The 26,227-nt window shown below is 70.3% G+C and carries 21 protein-coding genes; 1 reads left to right on the top strand and 20 read right to left on the bottom strand.

Annotation, left to right across the window (positions count from 1 at the left end; all coding sequences use genetic code 11):
- Positions 1–11 precede the first annotated feature (11 nt).
- From Y09_RS16765 to Y09_RS03785, 20 genes are all read right to left on the bottom strand, one after another.
- Positions 12–1,247, bottom strand: a complete 1,236-nt coding sequence (locus tag Y09_RS16765; protein WP_082358615.1) for a glycosyltransferase family 4 protein — start codon at positions 1,245–1,247, stop codon at positions 12–14.
- A complete protein-coding gene (locus Y09_RS03875; protein ID WP_053916325.1) occupies positions 1,244–3,163 on the bottom strand; it encodes an ABC transporter ATP-binding protein in 1,920 nt (639 codons plus the stop codon). Before Y09_RS03875 ends, Y09_RS16765 begins: the two co-directional genes overlap by 4 nt.
- Entirely contained in the window at positions 3,160–4,299 is a 1,140-nt protein-coding gene (locus tag Y09_RS03870) for a glycosyltransferase (RefSeq protein WP_053916324.1), read from the bottom strand. The genes Y09_RS03875 and Y09_RS03870 overlap by 4 nt, the downstream gene beginning before the upstream one ends.
- Positions 4,296–5,255 (bottom strand): glycosyltransferase family 2 protein, encoded by a 960-nt coding sequence (locus Y09_RS03865; RefSeq protein ID WP_053916323.1) that lies wholly within the window; start codon positions 5,253–5,255, stop codon positions 4,296–4,298. The genes Y09_RS03870 and Y09_RS03865 overlap by 4 nt, the downstream gene beginning before the upstream one ends.
- Positions 5,252–6,043, bottom strand: coding sequence for a hypothetical protein (locus Y09_RS03860; protein ID WP_148639510.1), 792 nt, complete (start codon positions 6,041–6,043; stop codon positions 5,252–5,254). The genes Y09_RS03865 and Y09_RS03860 overlap by 4 nt, the downstream gene beginning before the upstream one ends.
- A gap of 52 nt (positions 6,044–6,095) precedes the next feature.
- On the bottom strand, positions 6,096–7,169 hold the full coding sequence (locus Y09_RS03855; protein WP_053916321.1) for a glycosyltransferase family 4 protein: 1,074 nt from the start codon (positions 7,167–7,169) through the stop codon (positions 6,096–6,098).
- Positions 7,166–8,398 (bottom strand): hypothetical protein, encoded by a 1,233-nt coding sequence (locus Y09_RS03850; RefSeq protein ID WP_053916320.1) that lies wholly within the window; start codon positions 8,396–8,398, stop codon positions 7,166–7,168. The genes Y09_RS03855 and Y09_RS03850 overlap by 4 nt, the downstream gene beginning before the upstream one ends.
- Positions 8,395–9,498 (bottom strand): glycosyltransferase family 4 protein, encoded by a 1,104-nt coding sequence (locus Y09_RS03845; RefSeq protein WP_053916319.1) that lies wholly within the window; start codon positions 9,496–9,498, stop codon positions 8,395–8,397. The genes Y09_RS03850 and Y09_RS03845 overlap by 4 nt, the downstream gene beginning before the upstream one ends.
- The gene (locus Y09_RS03840; protein WP_053916318.1) at positions 9,495–10,508 is read right to left on the bottom strand and encodes an acyltransferase; all 1,014 of its coding nucleotides are present in this window, start codon (positions 10,506–10,508) and stop codon (positions 9,495–9,497) included. Before Y09_RS03840 ends, Y09_RS03845 begins: the two co-directional genes overlap by 4 nt.
- Entirely contained in the window at positions 10,490–12,748 is a 2,259-nt protein-coding gene (locus Y09_RS03835; protein ID WP_053916386.1) for an N-acetylneuraminate synthase family protein, read from the bottom strand. The genes Y09_RS03840 and Y09_RS03835 overlap by 19 nt, the downstream gene beginning before the upstream one ends.
- Positions 12,745–13,452, bottom strand: coding sequence for a cytidylyltransferase domain-containing protein (locus Y09_RS03830; RefSeq protein ID WP_053916317.1), 708 nt, complete (start codon positions 13,450–13,452; stop codon positions 12,745–12,747). The genes Y09_RS03835 and Y09_RS03830 overlap by 4 nt, the downstream gene beginning before the upstream one ends.
- Entirely contained in the window at positions 13,449–14,537 is a 1,089-nt protein-coding gene (locus Y09_RS03825; protein ID WP_053916316.1) for a hypothetical protein, read from the bottom strand. Before Y09_RS03825 ends, Y09_RS03830 begins: the two co-directional genes overlap by 4 nt.
- Positions 14,525–15,553, bottom strand: a complete 1,029-nt coding sequence (locus Y09_RS03820; RefSeq protein WP_053916315.1) for a glycosyltransferase — start codon at positions 15,551–15,553, stop codon at positions 14,525–14,527. Before Y09_RS03820 ends, Y09_RS03825 begins: the two co-directional genes overlap by 13 nt.
- Positions 15,550–16,524 (bottom strand): glycosyltransferase family 2 protein, encoded by a 975-nt coding sequence (locus Y09_RS03815; protein WP_053916314.1) that lies wholly within the window; start codon positions 16,522–16,524, stop codon positions 15,550–15,552. Before Y09_RS03815 ends, Y09_RS03820 begins: the two co-directional genes overlap by 4 nt.
- Positions 16,524–18,251 (bottom strand): polysaccharide biosynthesis tyrosine autokinase, encoded by a 1,728-nt coding sequence (locus Y09_RS03810; protein WP_053916313.1) that lies wholly within the window; start codon positions 18,249–18,251, stop codon positions 16,524–16,526. The genes Y09_RS03815 and Y09_RS03810 overlap by 1 nt, the downstream gene beginning before the upstream one ends.
- A 439-nt stretch (positions 18,252–18,690) precedes the next feature.
- Positions 18,691–20,442: a pyruvate dehydrogenase gene (locus Y09_RS03805; protein ID WP_053916312.1), complete on the bottom strand. Its 1,752-nt coding sequence runs from the start codon at positions 20,440–20,442 to the stop codon at positions 18,691–18,693.
- A 190-nt stretch (positions 20,443–20,632) separates the two neighbouring features.
- Positions 20,633–21,970: a hemolysin family protein gene (locus tag Y09_RS03800; RefSeq protein ID WP_053916311.1), complete on the bottom strand. Its 1,338-nt coding sequence runs from the start codon at positions 21,968–21,970 to the stop codon at positions 20,633–20,635.
- 109 nt (positions 21,971–22,079) lie between these two features.
- Positions 22,080–23,009, bottom strand: coding sequence for a serine hydrolase (locus tag Y09_RS03795; RefSeq protein ID WP_053916310.1), 930 nt, complete (start codon positions 23,007–23,009; stop codon positions 22,080–22,082).
- 30 nt (positions 23,010–23,039) lie between these two features.
- The gene (locus Y09_RS03790; RefSeq protein ID WP_053916309.1) at positions 23,040–24,176 is read right to left on the bottom strand and encodes a hypothetical protein; all 1,137 of its coding nucleotides are present in this window, start codon (positions 24,174–24,176) and stop codon (positions 23,040–23,042) included.
- Complete coding sequence (locus Y09_RS03785; protein WP_053916308.1) at positions 24,173–25,090, bottom strand: class II glutamine amidotransferase; 918 nt, start codon at positions 25,088–25,090, stop codon at positions 24,173–24,175. The genes Y09_RS03790 and Y09_RS03785 overlap by 4 nt, the downstream gene beginning before the upstream one ends.
- Before the next feature lie 448 nt (positions 25,091–25,538).
- On the opposite strand from Y09_RS03785, the gene Y09_RS03780 reads away from it, so the two are divergent.
- Positions 25,539–26,225: an NADPH-dependent F420 reductase gene (locus Y09_RS03780; protein ID WP_053916307.1), complete on the top strand. Its 687-nt coding sequence runs from the start codon at positions 25,539–25,541 to the stop codon at positions 26,223–26,225.
- Positions 26,226–26,227: the final 2 nt, after the last annotated feature.

Raw genomic sequence — 26,227 nt, 5'->3', positions numbered from 1 at the left:
CTCCCCCGGGATCAGCGTGCTGGTGTTCGAGCCTCACCGGCCAGGGCTTTGAGGATCGCTCGGCGCCCCAGGGGCGCCTTGCTTCGCAGCGGAGTGGCCGTGGGAATGCTCTTGAGAGGAGTTCCCTCAACAGAGACCTGGCCCGGGGACACGGACAACACGGCAGCGGATGAGACAGCCAAGTCCGACAACGATCTCAGCAGATCGTCCGCCACGGCCTCGCAGCTGTGGCGAGCAACTGATCGGAGAGCGTTCTTCCCCATTCTTCGCCGTTCAGCCGGCTGGGACAGCTGGCGATCCATCGCTTCTGTCCACGCGTCGAGTGTGCGTTGCCCCACCAGTGCGCCGTCTACATTCGGCGTCACCGCTTCCCGGTACGGACGTGTCGCTTGAGCAAGCGTCGGCACACCCACCGCTCCCGACTCGAGCCATTTCAGTGCAGATTTGGTGTCAGCAATCGTGGGGTTGTCCATGTTCGGCGCTAGAACAAGATCCATCTGGCGCATCCACATCGGGAGATCCTTCCAGTCCATGAAAGGCACTCGGTGAAACCTTCTGCCGAGCTCACCGAGTGGCTCGGGACTTGAATGAGCCCCGAACGCCCAGAAGTGGACACCTCTGTGACGTCTCGAGCGGAGCAGTTCTGCGATGGCCGGTGAGAGCCAGCTCAGACCGGGCCCGTGCGTTCCGGACCCGTCGAACATCGCCACACGCACCGGCCCCGGCACCCGAGGTCGGCGACGAGCTCGTTCAGACAGCTCCATCTGAGCGGGGTGCACTCCATTACGGAATGGCGTGGCAGGGACACCCAACTGGGTTTGGGCGAGGTTCGCTATAGCCTCCGTCGACCCCAGCATCCGTCCGCACAGAAGAACTGTCTCCTGGTAACGCATCGCAAACTCCGCAGCCTCCCCTGCAAACCCGTTACTCTCCACATCGAAGAGAGCATCGTCTATATCGAATGCAAGGATCGTGTCCGGGAGCTGCTCTCGGATCTTGGCCAGAGAGCGCGCAAGCACTCTCGTTGCCGGGACTCGAAACACGATCACCGCATCAGCGCCCACCACCTTGCCCGGCAGCTCCGGGTCGGCTGCATCGTGCACGAGCGCCAGAATGCCACGACGCTCGAGACCCGCAATGGGGGTCTGGACGCGATAGCGAAGGGGAGCTCCTTCCACGGTGTCGACGACGAAGTCGATCCGTCGCACCTGCGGTGAGTACGGGTTCTCGACCTTGGGGGTTCTCATGGCGTCCGCCCCGAGCCATCATTCAGCCCTTTCACCTGGCTGCCCAATTCAGGATTCGCGTCATCGGGTTCGCCTCGAGACGTCGAGAGATCCCCGAGCTCGACGAGGTGAGCGAACCCGGCATTACTCCGCCGCAGCTCGTCGAACGTCCCGGTCCCGGCGACCCGGCCGTTCTCCATGTAGACGACGGTGTCGACGTTCTTGACGGTCGAGAGTCGGTGCGCGACGACGATGACCGTCATGTCGCCAGGCAGCGCATTGACAGTCTCGGTGATTCTGCGCTCGGTCTCGTTGTCGAGAGCCGAGGTCGCTTCATCGAGCACGAGAAGCTGCGGGGAGCGGTAGAGAGCGCGCGCAATTCCCAGCCTCTGCCGCTGACCACCGGAGAGCCGACTCCCCCAGTCCCCGACGTCACCATCCAGACCGCCGGGTAACGCTTCGACGACGTCTTCGAGCTGCGCCATCTTGACGGCCTGCCGCAGACGCTGCTCGTCGGCTTCCTCGACTGGCACGTCGAAGAGGACGTTCTTCCGCACCGTGTCTTCGGCGATGAAGACGTCCTGGGCGACCACGCCGCAGATGCGTCGCCAGCTTTCGACGCCTTCGGCGATGTTCACCTCGTCGGCTCTGATATTCCCGCTGGTCGGGGTGAGCAAGCCGAGCGCCAGATCCACGAGTGTCGTCTTCCCCGCCCCCGACGAACCGACGAAGGCAACCGAACTACCCGCGGGGATGTCGAGGTCGATGCCCCGCAGCACCTCGTGCTCCGCTCCGGGGTAGCGATAATGCACGCCTTCGATCCGAAGCGACTTCGAGAGGGTCATCGGTGCGCATTCTTCCGTCTGAGGCATTCCAGCGCGCTGGGCTGCATCGCGAAGCTCATCCTCGACCAGAAGGACGGACGCCCGCCCGATGCGGAATCCGTTGACCGCACCCACCAACGAAGAGATGTTCGGGAGGAGCCGGAACCCTGCGGCGACGAAGAGCGCTAGCGACCCCACAGCCTGGTTCGCTGCCCCGGACAGGAAGCTGACCGTGAGGAGCACGCCAACTCCGAGGATGAAGAGGATCTCCAACAGATACTTGGTGATCGAGCTGTAGAAGTTCCCCTCACGCGAAGCTCGCTCGTTAATCAGAAGGCCTCTTCTGAATCGCTCTACGAAAACGTGCGCGGACCCGCGAACTTTGACCTCCTTGAACCCCTGCAGGCCCTGGAGGCCTGCGATCGTGGCAACCTTCGAGCCCTCCATGATGTCGTCGCCGACCTGCGCGATCCTCGGGCGGACGACTCGAAGATAGGCAAGAGCAGCGATGCCGAAGTAGATCAGGGCGAGCATCGCCTGCACTGGGGTGGTCACCAGCAAAGCGACCAGGATCGCGGTGACGGTGAGCCCGGACGAGACGATCGTGATCGCGGAACTTACGGTGTTGAACACCTGCCCTACCGCCGCGTTCATGGTGCGGATGGCCTCTCCGATGTTGCGGCGACGGAACACCGCCATTGGTTCATGAAGGAACCCCTGAAAGAGCCTGGTGGACATCTCGACCCGTTTGTCCATCACGAATCCGGACTGCCACCAGACGAAGACCATCGCCAGGACGTCCTTCAGGATGAAGAGCCCCACCACGACGCCGACGAGGACCATACCGAACGTTCCCCGTCCCGGCTGGCCCAGCAGATTCCACACCACTCCAGTCGCACCGTCGTCAAGGGGTGCTCCGATGGCGATCTGGACCAGCGGGAGCACCGTCACGATTGCGACTGTCTCCACGAGGGCCAGGGCGCCCGAGAGCGCCGCCGCGATCACGAGCCGCCACCGTGTCGGTCGATCGAGGAGCCGCAGCAGGAGGCGGAGTGTCCCGGTCGTCCGTTCGTTCCGCGCCTCGGGCGTTTCCGGACCCTGCTCAACTGTCACGGGGTAGTGCTCCTTCTGAGGTCATCGATGAGCGTGCGCAGCTCGGCGTGGAAACGCTCTTCGGAGAACTGCTCCGCTCTCGCGCGAATTGCGTGCGGGTCCGGGAAGACGCCCCGGGAGTGATGATCGATGGAACGACGAATCGTGCTGGGGTCCGGAGAGTCGAAGAACGCCCCGCTCACGCCCTCCATCACCGTATCGAGGTATCCGCCCGCGCGCAGTGCGATGGTCGGGACCCCATGTGCTCCCGCCTCGAGCGGGGTCAGGCCGAAGTCCTCGTGGCTCGCGGCAATGAGTGCCGTGGCATGGCCGTACGCCCACCGCATCTGCGCGTCGGAGAGCCCCTCGACCAGGCGCACGTTCGCGGGGGCCATATCCCGCAGGCGTTGCTTCTCGGGCCCTCGGCCGATCACGAGCAGCCGCCGATCCGGCATCTCGGCGAAGGCCTCGATCACGGAGTCGACGTGCTTGTACGGCTGGAGCCTCGAGACCACGAGGTAGTGGCCACCTTCAGTCCCGTCTTCCCCGGCCCATCCTGCGAGCTCACCGATCGGCTCCTGCTCGCCCTCGGCGACGGCCGGGCTGAACGGCGGGAACAGCGTAGGAGCGGCGATCCCGTAGACGCGCTGAATCCGCTCACGAACGACGGAGGAGTTCGCGAGATACAGGTCCGCGGTCCGTGCGGCGCGCTGATCCCATCTCGTGAGGAACGGAGTGAGCGCCTTGAGCGCGATCCGCTTCGGATCGAGCGGACCGGCCTCACCGAGGTAGTCATCGGGCAGGTAGAGCCAGCGGGCAGGCGAATGGCAGTACACGGTCTTCCTCCCCGTGGTCGGGAAGGCGTGCGCCCAGCCGGACGAGGAAGCGATCACGACATCCGCATCGATCTCCATCCGCGAAGAGGCTGCGGCGAGGAGGGGCAGGGCGATCCGAGGATCCCGCCGGAACGCGCCGAGGCGGTTCAGGCCGCTCGTGCGGATTCGCATCTCCCGGAACTCCGGGTAGGTCTGCTCCGGCTCGTAGAACAGCGTGTGGATCTCCGCCTCGGGGAACGCCTTCGCGAGGGAGAGCACCACTCGTTCCGCTCCCCCACGCTGCGTGAGGTAGTCGTGCGCGATCGCGATGCGAGGACTCATCGGTTCCTTCCCCGATCACCGCTGGAGCGCGTCGCACCGGCGAGGCCGGCTCCCTCGACGGCGAGTGCGACGAGCTTTCTGCCCACCGGCGTCAATACGAGGGGAAGAATTCTGTCGACCCACCCTGCTCCTCGCTCCACTGCTTGCCTGGAGCGCATGGACGATGCGGTGAGTCGAACCGCCGCTCCCCAGAGTCCTTTTCCGGCTGCTGGCGCCCCGATCGGAGCCTTCGGATGCAGCCTTAGGAAGGTCGCGCGTGCCCAACCGGCCTCGAAGGCCTTGATCGAGCGGGCACGGGTTGTGCGGGCCGGCCCGTGGTGCTCTGCCGTCGCATCGTCGACCACCTCGATTGGAAGGCCCGCAGCGTGGAGCCGGTAGCCGTAGTCGACGTCTTCCCAGCCGTAGCCCCGGTACCTGTCGTCGTAGGTCCCGATGGACTCCCAGGTCGACTTTGTGATCGAGCAGCTCGCGGCCCAGAGCCGCCACCGCTCGGACGGCGGCCGGCTGAGCACATGGGCGTATGACTTCCTCGCCGCGTCCTCGCCGTATGCGCGGGCGTACGGGCTGAGGGCATGGATGTCCCGGGTCGGGCCGACGACGCCGACCGGGTCTCCGGAGGCGTGCGCGTCGAAGTGGGCAGCGACGTAGCCGGACGGAACCACGAGGTCGTCGTCGCAGCGGATCAGCACGTCGCCGCGGGCGGCCTCGAATCCCGCGTTGAGCGCGGCGACTCGCCCACGATTCTCCGGGAAGACGATGCTGCGCAGGTCGAGCCTCGACTCGTTCTCGAGGAGCGCCACCGAGCCATCGTCGACGCCGTCAACGACGACGATAACCTCGAAGGACGGCGTGCCGCCCTGCTGGACGGCCAGGCTGTCCAGCAGCAGTGGCAGCCGATCCACTCCTCGGTACGACGGGACGATGACGGTCGCGTCGACCTCTCGCTTCTTCGTCACCGCGCCCCGCCCTTTCCCGCTCTCGATCGTGAGTACTCACGCCAGCGGACGGCCAGGGGCTTCAGGTACGGCTTGGCCCGACCGATCGCTTCCTGGCGCAACGCCCTCACGGACCGCTCCGTCCCGTTCATGGGCGACCTGACCGTGACGCTGTACTTGTCCAGCAGTTCCTCGGGCACGAGCTCATGCCCTATGTGGAATCGTTCAGCAAACCTTGCGATGCCGAGCGGCTTGTCCCGATGACCGCAGAAGTGCATGACTGCAGCGTCGTCCAAAGAACTTTCGTAGTAATGGCCCCGCGAGTTCAGCTCACGATGACCGACGATCGACGTGTCCGAGATGAGACTGGTCTCCTGCAGCACCCACCACATCTGGTCCTGATCGCCGCCGGTGAAGACCCCATCCCGCGTGTCATCCCACCAGGCCCTGACAGCGCCGAGGTCCGCGTTACACATGAGGTCCAGCAACTGCTCGCCTCGGCTGTCGTTCTTCAGGAGAACGACTCCGGTGTTGATGCGCGACCAGAAGCCGTTGGGTTCCTCCGGTCCTTCCGCGATGACGAGGAACTTGCCCTCGGACTCGGCAGCATCGACCAGCTCGCCGATGGTGTTCCGGGTGAAGTCGGTGAAGAACGCATCATCATCAATCCATGCGATCCAGTCATATCTGGGCAGGATCCTGCGGAGGATCGTCGTCTTGTAGAAGAACTTGTTCGTCACCCCCTCGCCGAGACCGATCTCCAGGCGGTAGTCCAGCCCATGCTCCTGGGCGTAGATCTGGTGGTTCACATAGGAGCGGAGCCGAACCTCATCGCCTCCTGAGACCAGGCAGACTCTCTGATCACGCATTTCGTCCTCCCCATGCAGTCGGTACGTCGAACCGTCCTCCCATCGACCCGAGCAGCTCGGCAACTCTGCGGGATCCGGCCTGCGGGGAGTAGCACGTCTCCCAGCGTGCGCGGCTGTTCTCGAGAGTTCGCCCGGACGCGCTCAGAGAAGCGAGTGCCTCGCAGATGATGTCGGCGAGGTCTGCAGCGTTACCGCGTTGAGCAATCCACGGGAAGTGCTCACCCGCCACTTCAGGAAGTGCGCCAGCGTCCGAGATCACGAACGGCACCCCTCGCGCCATCGCCTCGGCAGCGACGAGCCCGAACGGCTCCTCCCAGACTGAGGGGAACACGGCCAGGTCCACCTGGTCGAAGAACTCTTCCCGGCGTACCCAGCCCAGATGGTCCACGCTCCCCCCGAGGGGCTCGAGGGCGGCCCGTATCTCCCGGTCGTCTACCGCATCCCCGAACCTGTTCTCGCCGGCGAGGACCAGGCGCACCTCGCGCTCCGACCATGTGATCACCTCGACCATCGCGCGGGCGAGCACGTGTACGCCCTTGTCCTTTGTAAGGCGTCCGAGAAACCCCACACGGAGCGGTCCTACAGATCGAGGCGCTCGGGCACAGACGGTGATGTCCTCGGTCCAGTTCTCCAGGACGCGGGCGCTACGGACCCGGGAAGCCATGAAGCGCGAGGGAACCAGGACCGTCGTGGCACCGACCCGACCAAGACGCGCTGCCAGGGCATTGAGCCTAGTCGGGAGGATGTGGAGATGGGCGATGCGTGGTCCCATCCCGGTCGTCGCGACAGTCGGCACCAACCCGTTGCACCACAGCGGGATCGTGCGGTTTCGCAGTCGCCAGGAAGCGAGCGCACGCATGTACCCGGGGCGGCTTGATGCCTTCAGCGGAACCACGTCGAAGCCACGGGCGCGCGCTTCGTCGAGCAGCTCCCCCGGAGTCGTCGGCGCGAGTACCGTCACGTCGATCTGCATCGATCGCAATGCAGAAGCGATGTTGAGCAGCATGACCTCGCCGCCACCCATGTCGCCGTTGTTGGTCGCGATTGCGATCTTCGGAACGCTCACCGCGCTTCCGCCTCAGGTGAAGAGTCTTCTTCCGCCTCAGATCTGTCTCGTGCCCGCGCATGTGCGTACAGGGCGATGGCGATGACGAGGGCCCACTGGAGGGTGAACAGCACCTCGCCGAGGCGCCAGGCACAGATCAACGTGGTCACGGTCGCGGCTTGGGCGACGATCTCCTGACGGCTCAGCTCACGGGCGAACGGGCGCAGAGCGAACACCACGGTCACGCCGAGAACGATGAGCAGCCATGGCCACCCGCCCTCGACCAGTGCCGTCCAATACGAGTCGTGGAACAGCCATACCTTGCCCGGGTCGTCGTCGAACACCACATAGGCCTCGCCTAGTCCCGAGCCGAAGAAGCCGGCGTCGTGGACCTTGACCTCGGAGGCGCCGTCGATCCGACTTCGCAGCAGATCCGATCCTTCCCGATCCGAGAAGACGCCGATCTGGGAATAGTCCTCCGCGACCTGGGACACGCCGATCACGATCGCGATCCCCAGGAGCCACCGTCCGAGCACCGACAATTTCGGCGCCAGGACGATCCACCCGACCCCCGCCGCAAGAGCAGCGATCGAGGTGCGAGAGCCCGTCTCCCAGACGAGGACTCCGATGATGAGGACCAGCAGCACCCTCGCCCAGCGTCGCTCCACCACGGCGAGCATCAGCACCCCGAAGACGGCGTACGCCATGCCCGCCACGTTCTTGTCCTCGAAGAAGCCCGAGAGGTATCCCCCGTAGTTGTCCGGCGCGAACCCGGCGTAGAACGCGAACGCATTGAATATCATCCCCACGCCGAGCCCTGCCAAGCCGGAGCGGAAATCGATGCGCCCGGTGGCGAGGACCATGAGCAGGACCGCCGTCAGAGCCAGTCTGATCAGCCGTCGCTTCCAGTCGAATGCGAACTCGGTGGGATCCGCGAACATCGAGATCATCCCGATGTAGAACAAGCCGATCACCAGCAGTGGCACGAGCAGCTGCAGTCGGCCGAGCTCCACCTGCGGTCGGCGGGTGATCGCGAGCAGGATGATCCCGACCATCACCACCTGATTGAGCGGGATCGGCAGGCCGAACATGGATCCCTCGAAGATCAGGCCAAAGAACAGCACGAACTCCGGGATGCGCAGCTTCCCGATCGCGGAGAGCGCGCCCGAGGTCTCGGTGCGCAGGCGGGAGCCGATCGTGGTGGCGGTGCGGTCGATCGTCGCCTCCCGAGAGGCATTGCGGTTGCTCATGCGGCCACCTCCCGGTACACGTCCGCGATCGCCACGGTCATCTCCGCGACGGTGAGCCCGCGCTCCGCTTGCTCAGGCCGCGCCGCCAGGTCGGTCCCCTGCTCGATGATCCGCGCGGCCACGAGCTCCGGCGAGCATGCCTCCTCGGCCGTGACCAGGCACCGCTCGGGCACGATCTCGCCGTTGCCCCCCACATCGGTGACGACCACGCCGAGGCCGTGGGCCGCGGCGTCCAGCAGCGTGTAGGAGAGGTTCTCCCAGGCCGAGAGCTGCACGACCACGTCATGCGAGCCGAGTGCCTCTCCGGCGTCCACGTGGCCGGGGAAGTCGATCCGGTCCTCGAGGTGCAGGGAGTTGGCGAGAGTGCGCAGGGCACCCTCCTCCGGTCCGCGGCCGGCGATCGTGAGCCGAGCCTCGGGGTGCTCGTGGGCGACGTGGGCGAAGGCCTGCATCAGCTGGTCGATGTTCTTCTCCGGGGCGAGGCGCGCGAGGGACAGCACGCGCAGGCCCGCGCGGGGCTGCGGGGTGGGCTGCGGGGCGTCGACGCCGTTGCGGATCACAGTGAAGTTCTGCCCGCTCCCCCACTGCGCCGCGACCTGCGCGGCGGTGGAGTCGCTGACGGCGATCACCCGGTCGGTGCGCAGCAGGCGGGCGCGATGCGCACCGGCCTTCACCCGGGCCTGCAGGTCGCCGGACTGGTAGTAGCCGCGCACCCCGGAGATGCCGTGCTCGGTGGAGACCAGACGGATCCGTTCACCGCGGCCGGCACGCAGCCCGGTCACGGCCGCGACCCCGGCGAGGTCCGCGAAGGCGAGATGGGTGTGCAGGAGGTCGGGGCGCAGGCGCTGCAGGGTGCGGCGAATCGTGCGCACCGCGGCGGCGGTGCCGTCGGCCGGGGAGACCGGCCCGGTCACCACGGGCGCGCCCATACCGCGCAGCGCCTCGGCGAGCGGTCCCTCGGGGCACAGCACCACCACCCGCCAGCCGGGGATCCCGGCGCGGGCGGCGTCGAGCACGTGGCGGGCCACGCCGCCGAGGTCGGCGACGGGCACGCACCACAGCGCGATCCGGTCACGGCTCTCCGCCGGTGCTGCGGTCATGGCGTGGTCACCGAGACGTGGCGCGGTGCACGGGCAGCCGGGCGCGAGCGCCGCAGCTCGGGGAACACGAACAGCCACTCGATCCGCCGGCGCGCGAGGACCAGCAGAGTGGGGACGCCGAACGTCGTGATCATCATCAGCGGGATCACATAGGGCATGTTCTCCGTGCCGGTCACATCGAGGACGCGCACGGTCGCGTAGGAGGCGAACGCATGCCCCACGTACATCACGATGGAACTGCGCCCGTACCACTCCAGCAGCCGCGTGAGGGGCCACCGGGGGATGCGGGGCGCGAGCCAGAGCACGAAGAGGATCCCCGCCAGCGAGACGGGGAGGTACTCGGGAGTCTGCGAGACCAGCAGCCGCTTGGCCACGATGTACCCGCCGCCCAGGGTGATCAGCGCGAGCAGCGCCGCGGCCCAGACCGGCATCCGCGTCTGGATCGTGGCCAGGTGCGGCCCCACCGCCGCGCCGAAGAAGAAGAACGCCCCGTACCAGAGGTACCGATCCAGGATGGGGATACCCGGCTCGACGAGCCACAGCACGGCCAGCGGCAGCGCCGCGAAGAGCAGCCAGGGCATCCACCGGGGCCGCAGCATCGCGGCGGCGTAGCAGAACAGCAGCGCCACCATGTACCAGAGGATCCCGCCGGAGAGCCACACCTTCACGTGGGTGAGGCTGCTCAGCCAGCCCATGGTCGCGAAGATGATGGTCAGCCACACCGCGTAGGGCCAGGCGACGTGGCGGAGCTTGCCCGTCACGTACCTCCACGTGCCCTTGGCCAGCGACCGCTCCACGAGCAGGCCGGAGAGCACCAGCAGCGTCGGGATGCGGAACGGGCCGAGCGCCGCGTTGAGCTTCCTGACGTAGTAGCCGGGCTCCGCGCCTTCGAGCAGCTGATCGGGGACCGACGCGGCATGCCAGAAGACCACCAGGAGGATGGCCCCGCCGCGCACCAGGTCCATCCACGTCATCCGCGACGCGGCGGGCTTCATCTCGGTCGGAACCATTCCTGCAGCCGATCCAGGGCCACGAAGAAGCCCTCTCCGGTGTTGACGTGCCCCATCCAGATCTCCGGGATGAACGGCGCGTTCGGGGCGAGGCGGTCCATGCGCTCGGCGAGGTCCTTGAAGTCGACCTCGCCCTCGCCCACCTGCACGCCTTCGCCGTCCACGCCCACCGAGTCCACGATGTGCAGGTGCTCGGTGTGCGGGCCCATCAGGTCGATGTACTCGCTGAAGGGGCGCTGGTAGAAGTTCGCGGCGAGCTTCGAGTGGGACACGTCGAAGGTGAGGCGACGGCCGTAGGTCTCGCAGAACCACACCGTGTCCTCGGGCTCCATGAACAGGTTGTGGTGCTGCTGGCCGCCCATCAGCCACGGGAACGGCGGGAGGGTCTGCGCGGTCAGGCGCACCCCGGTCTCGTCCACCCGCTCCAGGCCCTGCTGCACCCGCTCGTACAGCGGGTAGCGCTCCTCGGGCCGCAGGTGACGGTCCGGGAGGAAGCCGCCCATGGTCACCACCACGATCGGGTCCTGCTCGCAGGTGAAGTGCTCGCGCAGGTCGCGCGTCAGGTCCACCACTCGCTGCACCTCGTGGATCGAGCGCTCCCAGATCGCCTCGTCCGGGGAGGCGAGGTCGATCAGGAAGTCGCCCGGGTACAGGTCCGGGGCGTGCACGGTGAAGAACTGCTCGAGCTTCTCCCCCGGGGCGAAGAACTCGGAGAGGTCGAGGTCCATGTCCTTCGCGCTCTGGTGGAACTCGAGGAAGTCCGGCTCGGAGACCTCCAGCAGGGAGCGGAAGTCGTGGAAGCGCACCGGCAGCCCCCAGGGGCGGCGGAAGCTGTAGCCGCTGCGCTGCTGGGGCCGACCGGCGAGGTCGCCGGGGTAGAAGAAGTCCCCGGCGGGCACGTCGCGGTGCAGCGTGGTGCCCAGCAGCGCCTCGCGCTGGTTGGGCTGCAGGCCGCGGCCGGGGCTCTTGACGTCCACGTCCGCGGCGGTGACCACGTCGCCGGAGCGCAGGTCGCGGGCGGCGACCAGCGACTTGGCGAGGTTCACGCGGTTCATCAGCTCGCCGGTGGAGAGCTCGCGCGGGCCGTCGGTGCCCAGCGCCTCCTCGACGTCGCGGATCTGGCGGACCATCTGCCCCAGCTCGTCGGGCAGCAGGGAGACCTTGTGGTCGTTGCCCTCGAGAGTCTTGTCCACGGTGACGTGCTTCTCGATGATGTGCGCGCCGCGGGCCACGGCCGCCACCGGCACGTGCCAGCCGCGCTCGTGCCCGGAGTAGCCCACCAGCCCGTCGCCCAGCTCGGCGAGGCGGTCCATGTACCGCAGGTTCACGTCCTTGTAGGGCGCGGGATAGGTCGACTGGGTCTGCAGCAGCGCGAACGGAGCGCCCTGGCCGCGCAGCACCTCGACCGCGCCGGTGATCTCCTGCTCGGTGCTCATGCCGGTCGAGACGATCATCGGGGCGCCGAAGCCGGCGACATGCGCGAGCAGGTCGTGGTTGGTGAGATCCGCGGAGGCGATCTTGAATCCGGGCACGCCGTAGCGCTGCAGGGCATCGGCCGAGGGAAGGTCCCAGGGCGTGCAGATCACGTCGACCTCGCGCGCGGCGCAGTGGTCGAACACCCGGTACATGTCCTCGACGGACAGGGAGTACTTGGCCAGCAGATTCATCGTGTACTGCGGGCCGAGGTCCTCGCCGGCGCTGGCGGCGCCGCCGGAGCGGTACAGCGCCGCCATGTCGCGCAGCTGGAACTTCACCACGTCCACGCCGGCCGCCACGCAGTGGTCCACGAGGGTCTTGGCGAGCTCGACGTCGCCCTGGTGGTTGTTGCCGATCTCGCCGATGATCAGCGCGGGATGGTCCTCTCCCACGGTGCGGCGGCCGATGGTGAGGGTGCGCGCGCCGGGGGTGGCGACGGCGACGAGGCGGCCGCGCTCGTCGAGCACGGGGATGCGGTCCACGCCGTCTCGGAACAGCGGGACGATGTCGGCGACCGGGGTGCCCTCGAGGACCGAGACGAAGCGCGGGTTCGCGGCATCGACCGCGGGGGCGTCGAGGTCGGGGGCGGTGTGCTCCACGAGCCAGCGGCGGATGTCGCCGTCGCTGAGGGTGCCGCGCACGACGCCGTGCTCGTCCAGGACGAACACGACCCGGGCCTTGTTCGCGCTGATGCGCCGCAGCGCCTCGAGCACGGTCGCGGTGACGTCGACCGTGTAGGGGGCGGTGGTGCGGTCCAGGATCACGAGGTCCTCCATCCGAGTCGGGCGAGCATGCTCTCGGCGGCGGCGACGTCGGTGAGGGTGTCGATGTCCACGCCCTCCACCTCGTCCAGCACGAACAGGTCCGTGCGCCCGCCGATGCGGTTGCTCTTGGTGCGGTAGATGTGCGGCGCCGTGACGTAGAGGCTGCCGTTCTCGAAGTAGTGCATCTGCTGCGCGGTCAGCTCCTGGCGGCGGGGCCGGGCGTCCACGTCGTAGGCGGCGCGGGCGCTCTGCCCGGGCGACTCCGGCAGGCGCCAGAAGAACGGCGACTCCGGCACCACGCCCACGAGGGCATCGACGCCCTTCTCGCGGAACACGGCGAGCGCCCGGCGGATCGTGTCCGGTCGGCGCACGGGCGAGGTGGCCTGCAGCAGCACCACGGCGTCCAGCGCCGTGCCCTCGGCCTCGACCACGTCCATGGCGTGCAGGACCGTCGGCTCGGTGGGGGCGTCGTCGGTCGCGAGCTCGGCCGGGCGCTGGATCACGCGGGCGCCGTGCGCGGCGGCGACCTGCGCGATCTCGGCGTCCTCCGTGGAGACCGCGACGATCACGTCATCGCCTTCCTGCGCCTCGAGCGCCTGCGCGATCGTCCAGGCAATCAGCGGCCGCCCGCCCACGCTCAGCAGGTTCTTGCGCGGGATGCCCTTGGAGCCGCCCCGCGCGGGGATCACGACCAGTGCCGTCATCCGGCGCCCTCGAGGATCTGGGCGATGAGGCGGGAGGGCTCGTCCGCCCCGGTGGCCAGCGCGGGGGTGGGCTCCCCGCCCCAGCGGCGCATGTCGTAGCGGTCCCAGAACTCGCGCACCCAGGCGGGCACCTTCTCGCCGGCGACCCAGGAGGGGATGCCGCGGGCGGCGGCCTCGAGAATGCCGGTGGAGAAGATCCCGACCACCGGGGCGCCCACCTCGTGCAGCGGGACCGAGGTGTCCTGGAACTCGACGCCGCGGCGCATCATCAGCTTGTGCGCAGTGCGGGAGAGGACGTCCGTCTCGGACGGGTGCGGGCGGTACAGCGCACCCTCGGCGCGGCAGAAGGACATCGCGATCCCGGCGGTGAGGCGGCGCGGCAGCTCGGCGCCGTGCATCTGGCCGAGGAACACGGGCTTCTGCCCGGTCACATCGACCTCGCCCTCGCTCTCCTTGCCGGCCTGCCACAGCAGCTGGGAGCCGACGATTCGCACCTCCACGTCGTCGCGGCCGGAGCGGTAGAACTCCGCGTCGGCGTCGCTCCAGGCCAGCAGCGTGGTGCGGGGCGGCAGCGGCGGGGCGTAGGGGGTCAGGGCACCGTGCTGGACCACGGCGGAGGCGGTGTCGGTGGCGAGCGCCCATTCGTGCGCGGCGCGGCCCGCGGCGAGGTGCTGGCCGAGGGTGAGCACTGCGCCGATCCCGCGCCTGTCCAGCACGACGGCGAGGCGGCGGCGCTGCTCGTCCTCGGTGGTGGCGGGCTCGATCCGCTGATGGGTCCACTCGTCGCCGGCGAGCTCGGGCAGGTCGAGGCCGGCGGGGCTGAGCACGTCCACGCCGATGCGCAGGTAGGGCAGGGAGGTCAGCAGGCTCGCGCGGGAGGTCGGGGAGGCGGAGTCCAGCCCGATCAGCAGGCGGGTGTCCCCCTCTCCCTCGCGGGAGTGGAGCATCAGGCCGGGCATCTGCTGCGTGCCGCGACGCGAGCGCACCGCACTGGTGACGGCGTGCTTCACCTGTCGGGCGCGGTTCCGTGTGCTCTGCCATTCCTGCCAGCGCTCCAGGGAGCTGGGGTGGATCAGTCCTGCCACAGCGAATCGACCTCCTCGAGGCGATGATCGAAGGTGTGCTCGGCGAGGGTGCGGCGCCTGCCGGCTTCTCGCATCCTCTCCCCCCAGGCCCGGTCCTGCAGGGCGCGCCGCGCGAGATCGAGGAGCTCCTCGCGATCGTGCCACACGGCGACCTCGGTGCCGACCTCGTAGAACTGGTCCACGTCGTCGCGGTCCACGAGCTGCACCCCGCCCATGCCGGGGATCTCGAAGGTGCGCATCGCGTGCCCGTTCTGCAGGCCGTGGATCGCGACGGCCGCCGCGCCCTCGGCGTGGATCTGGTACGCGCGCTCGAGCGGCACCTCGCGGGAGGCGGCGATCGGGGGCCGTGACCAGGAGAAGGTGCGGGCGCGGTCGAACGGGTGGCGGGAGAAGTCCCGGCCCCAGGCGTGCACGGGCAGGTCATGCTCGGCGAGGTGGGTGAGCAGCTCCTTGCGGTTGGCGTAGCCGGACCCGATGAACACGATCTCGTCGGTGCGTCGGCTGGTGGGCTCGCTGCGGTACGGGTCGAAGGCGTTGGGCACGAAGTGCGCATCGACGCCGCGGGCGCGGAGCATGTCCGTCTCGGAGCGGGCATAGTCCACCACGGGCCCGACCTGGCGCAGGAACTCGTCGGTGTAGTCGTGGCGGTGGAGGTCGTCGTAGAGCCACAGGATCCGCGGGGTGCCCCCGAGCGCATCCCAGAACCGCTCGTCCAGGCCGTCGCCCTTGATGACGACGACGCGGTGGGGGCGCACCTCCCGCATCCGCGCGATCACGCGGTCGGTGAGGCGGGCGCGCTCGGCGGTGCGGCGGTCGCCGGGCAGGTGGAGGCGGTCGGGCAGCTCGACGGTCGCCTTCAGCCGCAGCTTGTCGCCCACGGTGTCGTAGGCGTCGTAGCGGGCGGTGTGGACCTCGTAGCCGCGGCGGGCGAGGGCGTCGCCGATGCTGCGCCAATAGCCGTGGAAGGCCGGGGAGATCAGCAGGAGCCGCTCCGGGGTGGAGGGGGTGGGTCTCATCGCGGGAGGGTCCTTCCGGCGCGGTGGATCAGGTCGAGCTCCTCGCGGGCCACGGCCAGCGGGGCCACGTCCCGTCCGGCGGCGCGGCGAGCGCTGTTCCACAGCAGGTTCACGCCGGTGGCCAGGGTCATCGCGCAGCGCAGCAGGTGCACGTTGCCGTGCTTGCGGGCAAAGCGCATGCGGGCGCCGACGAGCCAGCGGCGCCGGCGGGCCTCCCCGCCGGAGGAGCCGCCGCCCACATGGCGCACCTCGAGGTCCGCGTCGAGCAGGGCGGGGATCCCCGCGCGGCGCAGCCGCAGCTGGAGGTCCACCTCCTCGGTGTACATGAAGTACCCCTCGTCGAAGCCGCCGGCCTCACGCACCTCCGCGAGCGGCAGCAGCAGCACCGCCCCGGAGACCCAGTCCACCGGCACCATCCCGCTGCCGCGTTCGGCGTCGAGGTCGTGGCCGACGGCGCGGTGCAGCACGTCGCGGTGGCGCTGCGAGGCGAGCGGCACCAGCCACTCCACCACGTGGTGGGAGATCGTGGGGAAGTACCTCGCGGCATAGCCGGAGCCGCCGTTCTCGCCGACGTTCCGGCATCCCACCACGGCGGGCATCCAGGGCAGGGCGTGCTCGAGCAGCGCGGCGCAGAAGCCCGGCGGGATCTGCAGGTCGGAGTTCAGCACGAGGGCGTGCTCGATCGCGGGCCCGCCCGCGGCGTCGGCCGCACCGACCGGCGCGGCGAGCGCGTCCAGTCCGGTGTTCACGGCGGCGCCGAAGCCGCCGTTGGCGGGCCGGCGCACCAGCTCGACCCCGGCCGGCAGCTCGCCGGCGGCGACGGGGACGGGGCTCGCGTCGTCGACCAGGACCACGCGGGCGGGGCGCTGCGCGGCGGGCACGGCCTCGCCGCACAGCGACTCGAGCAGCGGCAGCACGGCAGCGAGCTCCCCGTGGACGGGGATGATCGCCCCGAGCCCGCGGAGGCTCATCACCGGCCCCAGGTGGAGGCGGCGCGGCGACCGCGCGGCGAGGTGCGCGCAGCGGGCGCGGAGTCCCCCTCGGGCTCGTTCTCGTCGTGCTCGACCGGCGCCGACTCGTCGGCCGCACGGGCGGGGTGAGCGACGGGCTGCGCCTCGGGGCGCGGCGAAGCCTGCGCGGCACGTCGCGGAGCCTCCGTGTCCGCAGGTCGCGGGGCGTCCGGGGCGGCGACGGCTGCGGCGGGCGCGGAGGCCGGGCCGGGCTCGGCGGGACCGCCGGCCAGCTCGACGTCGGCCTCTTCGGAGTCCGGCACCACGGCGGACTCGTCGTAGCCGCCGAGCGCGCCGTAGCCGTACTTGCCGTAGGCGCTGTAGCCGTAGACGGCGTCGCCGTAGGCGAGGCGGTTCAGTCGGCCGGTCGAAGCACGGTTGAGCACCGCGCCGTAGACGGTGCCGTTCACGGCGCGGATCGCCTCGACCGCCTTCTGCATCGCGGCGGTGCGGGTCTGGCCGGGGACGGCCACGAGGATCGCGCCGTCGGAGTGGCGGGTGAGCAGCTGCGCATCGGTGACCGCGAGCACCGGCGGCGCATCGATGATCACGAAGTACTGCCGCGAGAGCTCCTCGATCAGCTCCTGCATGCGGCGCGAGCCGAGCAGCTCGGAGGGGTTCGGCGGGATCTGCCCGGCCGGGAGCAGGGTCAGCAGCGGGACGGTCGTCGGCTCGGCGACGTCCTCGAGGCTCACCGAGGCGGCGAGCAGCTGGGACAGGCCCACCTCGCCGTCCACGGAGAACTGCTGGGCGATCATCGGGCGGCGCAGGTCCGCGTCGACCAGCAGCGTGGGCTGGCCGGCGCGGGCCATGACGCGGGCGAGGTTCGCGGCGACGGTGGACTTGCCCTCACCGGGAGCGGAGGAGGTCACCACGATCGAGCGGGGCGGGTTGTCCACGTCGATGTAGCGCAGATTTGTGCGCAGCTTGCGCAGCGCCTCCCGGCTCGGGAAGGACGCGGGCTCGGGCAGCACACCGTCCTTGCCACGGGCGAGCTCCTTCGCGTCCGGGAGCGCGCCGAGAGTGGGCAGGCCCACCACGTCCGTGACGTCGTCGGCGGTGCGCAGGCGGCTGTCGTTGCGGTCCCGCAGCCAGGCGAGACCCAGCGCGACCAGCAGACCGAAGGCGGCACCGGCGATCAGGAACTTCTCGCGGTCCGGGGAGACGGGGGCGCCGGGCACGACGGCATTCTGGTAGTTGGTCAGCTGCACGCCGACGGCGGCGTTCTCGTTCCCGCCGGTCTCGAGCTCGCGGGCCTCGGCGGCGGTCGCCTCGACGGCGGCGTTCGCGATCGCGGAGGCCTCCTCCGCGGTGGGCGCGACGGCCTCGACGGTGATGATCGGGGCGTTGGGGTCCAGGGTGGTCTGCAGGGAGCCGGCGACCTCGTCGGGGCTCGCCTCGAGGCCCAGCTCGTCCACGATCCGCTGGCCCACCGCGCGGGTGTTGAACAGCGGCAGGTAGGACTGCGCCTTCGAGTACTGGAACTGCATGTTCCCGCTGGCCTGCTGGATCGGGTCGCCGTTCTCGTCGGACTGCGCGCTGGCCGAGACGTAGCCGAGCGCGCTCGCGGAGTAGGTGGTGCTCTGCGTGAAGGAGAGCCCGTAACCGGCGGCGGCACCGAGCACGAGGCCGGCGACGAGGAGCAGGAGGTTGCGCAGCAGCAACCTGAGGAAGTCTTCGATCGTCACCGGAACTCTTCTTCTGAGGTCATTCGAGGGGGCCTGGTCATATTAGGTGAAACCGGTGCACAACCGACCGGAATGTCATCACGACCACGTCACGAACCGGCGCTTCGCCGGACCCTGCGCCGGTGTTCACCTGCAGGTCGCCGAACCAGCACCGGTCGAGCGGCCGGGGTCACCTCGTGCCAGGTCACGCATGCACTGCGGCATCTCGGGATGTCTTCGCGTCGTCGACGCGGACGACCGATCCGTCCGATCTGATCGCTTTGGATCGAATGCCCGGCATGCCGCTTATCGTGTTCCAGGTCTCACGGCGAGATGATTCCTCCATGACAGCACTGCTGATGCTCGCCGCCCTGGTGCTGCCCTCGAAGGGCGCACGATGCCGGCGACTCGGCGTGGAGCAGGCGCCCGCTCCGGTCCGAGCGCGGCGGGAGAGCCGCCGTCACCGCGGCATGTTCCGCAGGTTGCTCGCGGCCATGTCGACCATCCTCCCCACCCCGCCGCCGAGCACGACCTTCGTCGAGGCGGTGGCGAAGCCGCGGATCTGCTGCGCGGTGATCTTCGGAGGCATCGAGAGGGCGTCGGGATCGGTGACCACGTCGATGAGCACCGGGCCGGGGGTCGCCAGCGCGGCGGCGAGCTGCTTCTTCAGCTTCTTCGGGTCCGTGATGCGCACCGCGCCGATGCCCACGCCCTCGGCGATCGCGGCGTAGTCCACGGCCTCGTGGTCGGTGCCGTGATCGGGCAGGCCCTCCACGAGCATCTCGAGCTTGACCATGCCGAGGCTGGAGTTGTTGAACACGAGGATCTTGGTGTCCAGCTCATGCAGCTTCACGGTCAGCAGCTCGCCCATCAGCATGCCGAGCCCGCCGTCGCCGCTCATCGAGATCACCTGTCGGCCGGGGAACGCCTTCGAGGCGCCGATGGCCTGGGGAAGGGCATTGGCCATGGTGCCGTGGTGCCAGGAGCCGAACACGCGTCGCTTCCCGTTGGGGGTGATGTAGCGGGCGCCCCAGACGTTGCACATGCCGGTGTCCACGGTGAACACCGCGTCGTCGTCGGCGAGCTCGTCGAGCGTCGCGGCGACGAACTCGGGGTGGATGGGCGTCATCCGCTCGACGTTCTTCGTGTACGCGGCGACCACACCGGAGAGCGCCTTGTGGTGTGCCTTCAGCTGGCGGTGCAGGTAGCGGTGCCCCTTGGTGGACGTCAGCAGCGGCAGCACCGCCTGGAGGGTGAGCGCGACGTCGCCGTGGACGGCGAGGTCGAGGCCCACGCGGCGGCCCAGCCGGGACGCGTCAGCGTCGATCTGCACGATCCGCGGCGCCCCCTTGCCGTTCTCGCGCGGCAGGAACTCGCTGTAGGGGAAGTCGGTGCCCAGCAGGATCACGAGATCCGCCTCGTGCATCGCCTCGTAGCAGGCGCCGTAGCCGAGCAGACCGCTCATCCCCACGTCGAAGGGGTTGTCGTACTGCATCCACTCCTTGCCGCCGAAGGCGTGGCCGATCGGCGCCTTGACCCGTTCGGCGAGCGCGAGCACCTCCTCGCGGGCGCCGCGCACCCCGGCGCCGGCGAACAGCATCACGGTGTCCGCCTCGTCGATCAGCTCGGCGAGGCGGCCGACGGGGCCTGCGGCCGGCTGGACCGCGCCGAGCTCGGTGGCGAGATCCCGGGTGAGGGGGGCGTCGACCTCCTGGTCGGCGACGTCGCCGGGCAGCACCAGCACGGAGACGCCGCTCTTCGCGATCGCGGTCTGGATCGCGATGTGCAGCATCGTCGCGCCGTGGGGGCCGGAGTTGACCATCTCGCAGAAGTGGGAGCACTCCTGGAACAGCCGCTCCGGATGGGTCTCCTGGAAGAAGCCGGTGCCGATCTTCTCCGAGGGGATGTGGGAGGCGATCGCGAGGACCGGCGCGTTGTCGCGGTGCGCGTCGTACAGCCCCTGGATCATATGGGTGTTGCCCGGGCCGCAGGAGCCGGCGCACACGGCGAGCTTCCCGGTCAGTCGGGCCTCGGCTCCGGCGGCGAAGGCACCGGCCTCCTCGTTGCGCACATGCACCCACTCGATGCCCTCGGTGGTGCGGACGGCGTCGACGACGGGGTTCAGCGAGTCGCCGACCACCCCGTAGATGCGCTCCACGCCGAGGCCGCGGAGCTGGGTGACGAGGAGCTGGGCGAAGGTGCTGCGAGCCATGAGAGGTCCTCCCGAGGTGTGGGTACCCGGGAGCACGGTCCCGGGACGGAGTGCATGTCCTCGACCCTACTCGCGAGACGCTCCGGTGGTAGGGCCGAGCCCCGACCGATCGGCTCGGCGACGGATCGGTCGCGGGCGGCAGCGGAGGCGAGGCGCGGCGGGGGCGGGGGCGGGGGCGGGCCCCGCCCCCTCAGGCGGAGGGAGTCTCCTCGTCGGTCTGCTCCTCGCCCTCGGCGGGCGTCCCCGGGATGAAGCGCACCGTCTTCACCCGGCGCTCGTCGACCTCGGCGACCTCGAGGGTGCCGCCGTCGATCGCGACCGTGTCCCCGGCCTCGGGGATGCGTCCCAGCTGCGCCATGAGGAAGCCGCCGACGGTCTCGTAGCCGCCGGTGTCCGGCAGGGAGATGTCGGTCGCGGCCTCGAACTCCTGCAGGATCAGGCCGCCCTCGAAGGTGCCGTCGGCCGCGAGGATGCTGTCCAGGCCGCCGGGGGCGGGCCAGGTCTCCGCGTCGAACTCGTCGTAGATCTCGCCCACGAGCTCCTCGAGCAGGTCCTCGAGGGTGACGATCCCGTCGGTGCCGCCGTACTCGTCCACGACCACGGCGATCTGGTCGGCGTGGGCGCGCATCCGGTTCAGCGCCGAGAGCACCTGCACGGTGCCCGGGATGTGCTCGATGGGGCGCACCAGCTCCGACATGCGGGTGCGGTCCGGGTCCTCGACCAGGAGCATGTCGCGCACGTGCACGAAGCCGAGCACGTCGTCGACGTCGTCGCCCGTGACGGGGTAGCGGGAGAAGCCGGTGTCGCGGATCTCCTGGCGGCTCTCCTCGACGCTCTGGCGCCCGTCGAGGAAGTGGACCTGGTGACGGGGCTGCATGACCTCGACGACGGTGCGCTCGGAGGCGTCGAACACGTCGGCCAGCACCCGCGACTCGGCCTGGTCCAGCGCGTCGGAGTCGCGGACCATCGCCTTGATCTCCTCGGCGGAGACCGCCTCGCGGTTCGCGTTCGGGTCGCCGCCCAGCAGGCGCACGACGAGGTTGGTGGAGGCCGACAGCAGCCAGATCACCGGGCGCATCAGCTGCCCGAACAGGTGCAGCGGCGGGCCGACGATCCGCGTCATGCCCAGCGCGTTCTGCATGGCCAGACGCTTGGGGACGAGCTCGCCGAACACGAGGGAGAGGTAGGCGATGATCAGCGTCATCCCGATCAGCGCGGCGGTCCCGGCGGTGGCCTCCGGCAGGCCCAGCCCCGTCAGCACCGGCACGAGCGACGGCGCGATCGTGGAGGCGCCGTAGGCGGAGGAGAAGAACCCGGCGACGGTCACGCCGATCTGCACCGCGGAGAGGAACTGGTTGGGGTCGCGGACCATCGTCGCGGTCTTCGCGCCGCGGGGCCCGGACTCCTCGAGCTGGTCGATCTGCGACTCGCGGAGATTCACGATCGCCATCTCGGTGCCCGCGAACACGCCGCCGATCAGCACGAAGAGCAGCACGAGGGCGATGTTCAGGAGGACGGAAGGATCCATGGGGACAAACCTACCGGTGCGCGCCTGGGGCGCGGCTCAGGCAACGGGCCGCGCCGGTCGCGGCAGGGTCGTCCCTCGCGGCACGCACCGGAGGGCGGCGCCGGACTGTTCACAGCTGCGGCAGCAGCTCCTCCCACACGGCGCGGAGGATCTCGGCGCCGGCGCGGCCCTCGAGGTGAGAGGTCACGGTGAGCACGGCCTGTTGCGCGGGCAGGACCAGCAGGAACTGGCCGTAGGCACCGTCGGCCCGCCAGGCCCCGTCGGCCGTGCAGTCCCAGACCCCGAAGCCGTAACGGGCGGCCTCCGGCTCGGGGTCGCCGGTGGCGACCCAGGCGTCCTCGGCGTGGAGGGCGTCGATCCAGTCGGCCGGGACTAGCCGGGCGCCCTCGTGGGCGCCGCGGTCCAGGAGGAGGCGGCCGAGGCGCGCGAGCTGACCGCTCTTGAGGTGCAGGCCGGTCGCGCCCCAGGTGTGGCCGTCACGGGTGGTGAACCACTGCGGGTTCAGGATCCCGAGCGGTGCGAACAGGCGCGGCATCAGCCAGTCGCGCAGGGTCTGCCCGGTGCGCTCCTCGATCACGCGGGCGAGCAGGAAGATCGAGCCGTTGGAGTACTCGAACCGCTCGCCCGGCGCGGCGGTGAGGTCGGTGGCGAGCAGGTGGGCGGTGAGGTTCTCGTGCTCGCGCTCGGCGTCGAGGAAGCCGAGCACCGGGGAGCCGGAGGTCATGGTCAGCAGGTGCCGCAGCCGCACCTCGTCCACGCCCTGACCGTACCCGCCGGTCGGGGCGGGCAGGTGGTCTGTGAGCAGGTCCTCGACCTGCAGCAGCCCCTCGGCCTGTGCGATCCCGACGGCGAGGGCGGTGACGGTCTTCGAGACCGAGTAGACGTTCTCGGCGGTGTCCTCGACGAATCGGTGGGAGAGCTCGGGATGGCCCGTGCGGTGCAGGTGCAGGGCGCGCACGCCGAGGCGCTGCTCGAGGATCCGCTGGCGCAGCGGCAGCAGGAGGTAGGGGTCGGCGGGGGTGGCAGCGGCGGTGCTCATGGCTCGACCGTAGCCGGTGAGGCCGACGCCTCAGATGTGCACCGGGTCGGGGGCCTCCTGGCCAGCAGGCCGGGTGACGGGCTCGAGCAGGGCCACGCCCTCGCGTCGGCCGATCCACAGCGCGAGAGCGGCGGTGAGCAGCAGCAGCCCGGCGGCGGCGGCGACCCCGCCGGCGAGCGCCGCCTCGGGCGCGGCGGCCGCGGGGACGGCGAGCGCAGCGGCGGAGGTGCCCGGTGCGGCGGCGGCCGCCCCGACCGCGCCGATCCCGGCCCCCGCGCCGCTGCCCGCGGCGAACGCGCCGACGACGTGGGAGAGCAGGGTCAGCGTGCTGGTCAGCGCGATCGGCAGCTCGAGACCGCCCGTCTTCCAGGCGAGCACCCCGGCGCAGAGGCCGAGGGCCAGTGCCGGCAGCACCACGGCGGGGGTCAGGTCGCGGCCGATCAGCATCACGGCGGTGCCGGCGAGCACGGGCAGGACGGGACTGCGCAGCCAGGTGCCGAGCGCCTGCATCACGGTGCCGCGCAGGCTCAGCTCGAGTCCCGCCGCCTGCAGCGGTGCCAGGACCAGCGCGAGCAGCGTCACCAGCAGCAGCTGCGGGACGGAGGCCGACGGCTCCGCCGCGGTGCCGACGGTGCCGGTCAGCGCGCCGGCGATCGCGGCGGCAGCGGCCACGACCGCCCCGGCCCCGATCCCGGCGAGCAGCAGGGAGCGGTCCCTGCGCAGCTGCGCGGCGATCGACCAAGCGGTGCCGACCGGTCGCCAGCCGCCCACTCGCACGCCCACGATCCCGGCCGGCAGCCACATCGCCCCCATCGCCAGCGCCAGGCCGACGTCCAGAGGGCTGGTCGGGTCGCCGCTGGTGACGCCGCGGGCGATGTTCACGCCGGGCACCACCGCGAGCAGCAGCACCGCGGTGACCAGCACGACGGAGCTGAGCACCACGTAGGCGAGGAGGGCCGCGCCGAGGCTGAGCAGCGGCTTCGCGGGCCGGGACCAGGCGGGGCGGAGGGTGGCGAGGCGGTGGTACGCCGTCTCGGGGGTGGCCGACGAGGCGGCGACGGGGGTGCTGTCGGAAGCGGCGGCCGCGGCCGGAACGGCGTCGGATCCAGTGCCGTCGGCCGGGCCGGAGGTCGCGCCGTCGAGAGGCCAGGAGGTCGCGTCGCTCATGCGGCGCGCTCGGCGAGGCGGCGGCGACGCTCCTGCTGCGCCTGGTCCTGGGCGGCGTGCGCCTGGGACGCGGCGGCGGAGAGACCGAGGTCCTCCAGCGCCAGCGGCTGGGCGAGCGGGCCGAAGGGGCGCTCGCGGTGCAAAGAGCCGTCGGCCGCGAGGTGCAGCAGCTCGCCGGAGTCCATGAGACGCCAGGCGGGGTCATCATCCATCGGCTCGGAGGCGATCACCACCGAGTCGATGCCGGCGAGGTCCTCGCTGCGGGTGCGCAGCGTGGCGGAGGACTGGTCCAGCGCCTCGCGGGGCGCGGACGTGGTCGCCTCCCGCTCCAGCACCCACAGCTCGTTGGTGGCGGGCAGACGCACCGCGATCAGCTCCTCGTCCTTCAGCACCAGCACGTTCACCGAGTACACGGGCACGTTCCGCGCGATCCAGTCCAGCGCCGCGACGACGCCGCCGCGCAGGTCGCCGCCGTGCGCGGCGACCTCCCCGGTGATCAGCGCGGCCATCCACTCGCTGTCGGTGACGCCGCGGACGTGATGGGCGGCGCCGAGCTCGCGGACCCGCTCCTTCATCTGCTCGGTGACCTCGAGCACGCCGTTGTGGGCGGAGAGGATCCCGTCCTGCAGGAAGGGGTGGGTGTTCTCGTCGCTGTGCCCGGTGCCGGAGGAGAGCCGCACGTGCGCGATCATCGCGCGGGACCGCACCGCGGTGGCGATCTGCCCGAAGCGCTCGGAGGCGTAGGCCGCGACGGGCTTCTTCGCGACCTGCGGGGCGCCGTGCTCGTCGATCCAGCCCAGCCCCGTCCCATCGGCGTTGAAGCGGGACTGGCGGAGCAGCGAGTAGGGAGCGTCCAGCAGCCAGAAGTCGGCGGTGATGGGCTGGTCGGAATAGAGGGCGAGGAGTCGGCACATGACGCCTCCACTGTAGAGCGGGAAGCCTGTGGGCGCCGTGAGGGCCGACACCAGAGGCCAGGGGCCGGCCGATGCCAAGGGCGGTGGCAGCCGATGCCAGGGGCCGGGACCGGCTGAGGCCAGGGGCAGGGGCGGGCCGGCACCCTAGGCCGGGGCCGGATGAGGGCAGGGGCGGTGGCAGCCGATGCCAGGGGGCCGGGGCCGGGCCGATCGGACGCGGGGCCCGCCGGATCGAGCACCGGAGGCCCCTGCACCCTGGGGAACGCCGGGGGCGTGGTCAGGTGGTGGCGCTGGGCGTACCGCTATGCCTATATAGGCGTAGCGGTACGCCCAGCGCCACCACCCGTCACCCACGCCCCGCTGCACGCCCCGCCCCCTGCCCCGCACCCGCGGCGCGAGACCCGTCACCTTCGGGAAGCCGCGCCCGGGCCGGCGCGTTCGGCCCGCCATGAGCAGCTCCTCTCGCCTCACGCTCGGGATCCTCGGAGCCGGCAAGGCCGGCACGGCCCTGGCCCGCCTTGCGGTCGCCGCCGGTCATGAGGTGCTGATCGCCGGCTCCAGCGACCCCGCGAAGATCGCGCTGATCACCCAGTTCCTGGCCCCGGGCGCTCAGCCGGTCACTGCCCGTGAGGCGGCCGAGCGCGCGGACCTCGTCATCCTCGCGCTGCCGCTGGGCAAGCACGCCACGATCCCCGCCGACGCCCTGGAGGGGAAGGTCGTGATCGATGCGATGAACTACTGGTGGGAGACCGACGGCCAGATCGAGGAGCTCTCCTCCCCCAGCGCCTCCACCAGCGTGTTCGTCCAGGAGCAGCTGCCGGGCGCGACCGTGGTCAAGGCGTTCAATCACATGGGCTACCACGACCTCGAGGACCTCGCCCATCGGCCCGCGCCCCGTGCCGCGATCGGGATCGCCGGCCCCTCCCCCGCGACCGGCGTGGTCGCCCGTCTCGTGGACGACCTCGGCTTCGACCCGGTGCGGATCGGGGAGCTCTGCGACGGGGTGCGCCTGCAGCCCTTCACCGAGGCGTTCGGGGCGAGCACCGATGCGGACGCCCTGCGGGAGATCGTGGAGCGGTTCCCGGGGACCGACCACGGCCGGGAGGTCATGGCCGCGCTCGGCGCCCGAGCCTGAGG

This window comes from Brachybacterium sp. SW0106-09 (assembly GCF_001293905.1).
Lineage (GTDB): Bacteria > Actinomycetota > Actinomycetes > Actinomycetales > Dermabacteraceae > Brachybacterium > Brachybacterium conglomeratum.
The sequence above is the reverse complement of the archived record's forward strand: the minus strand, read 5'-3'. Positions and strand labels throughout refer to the sequence as shown.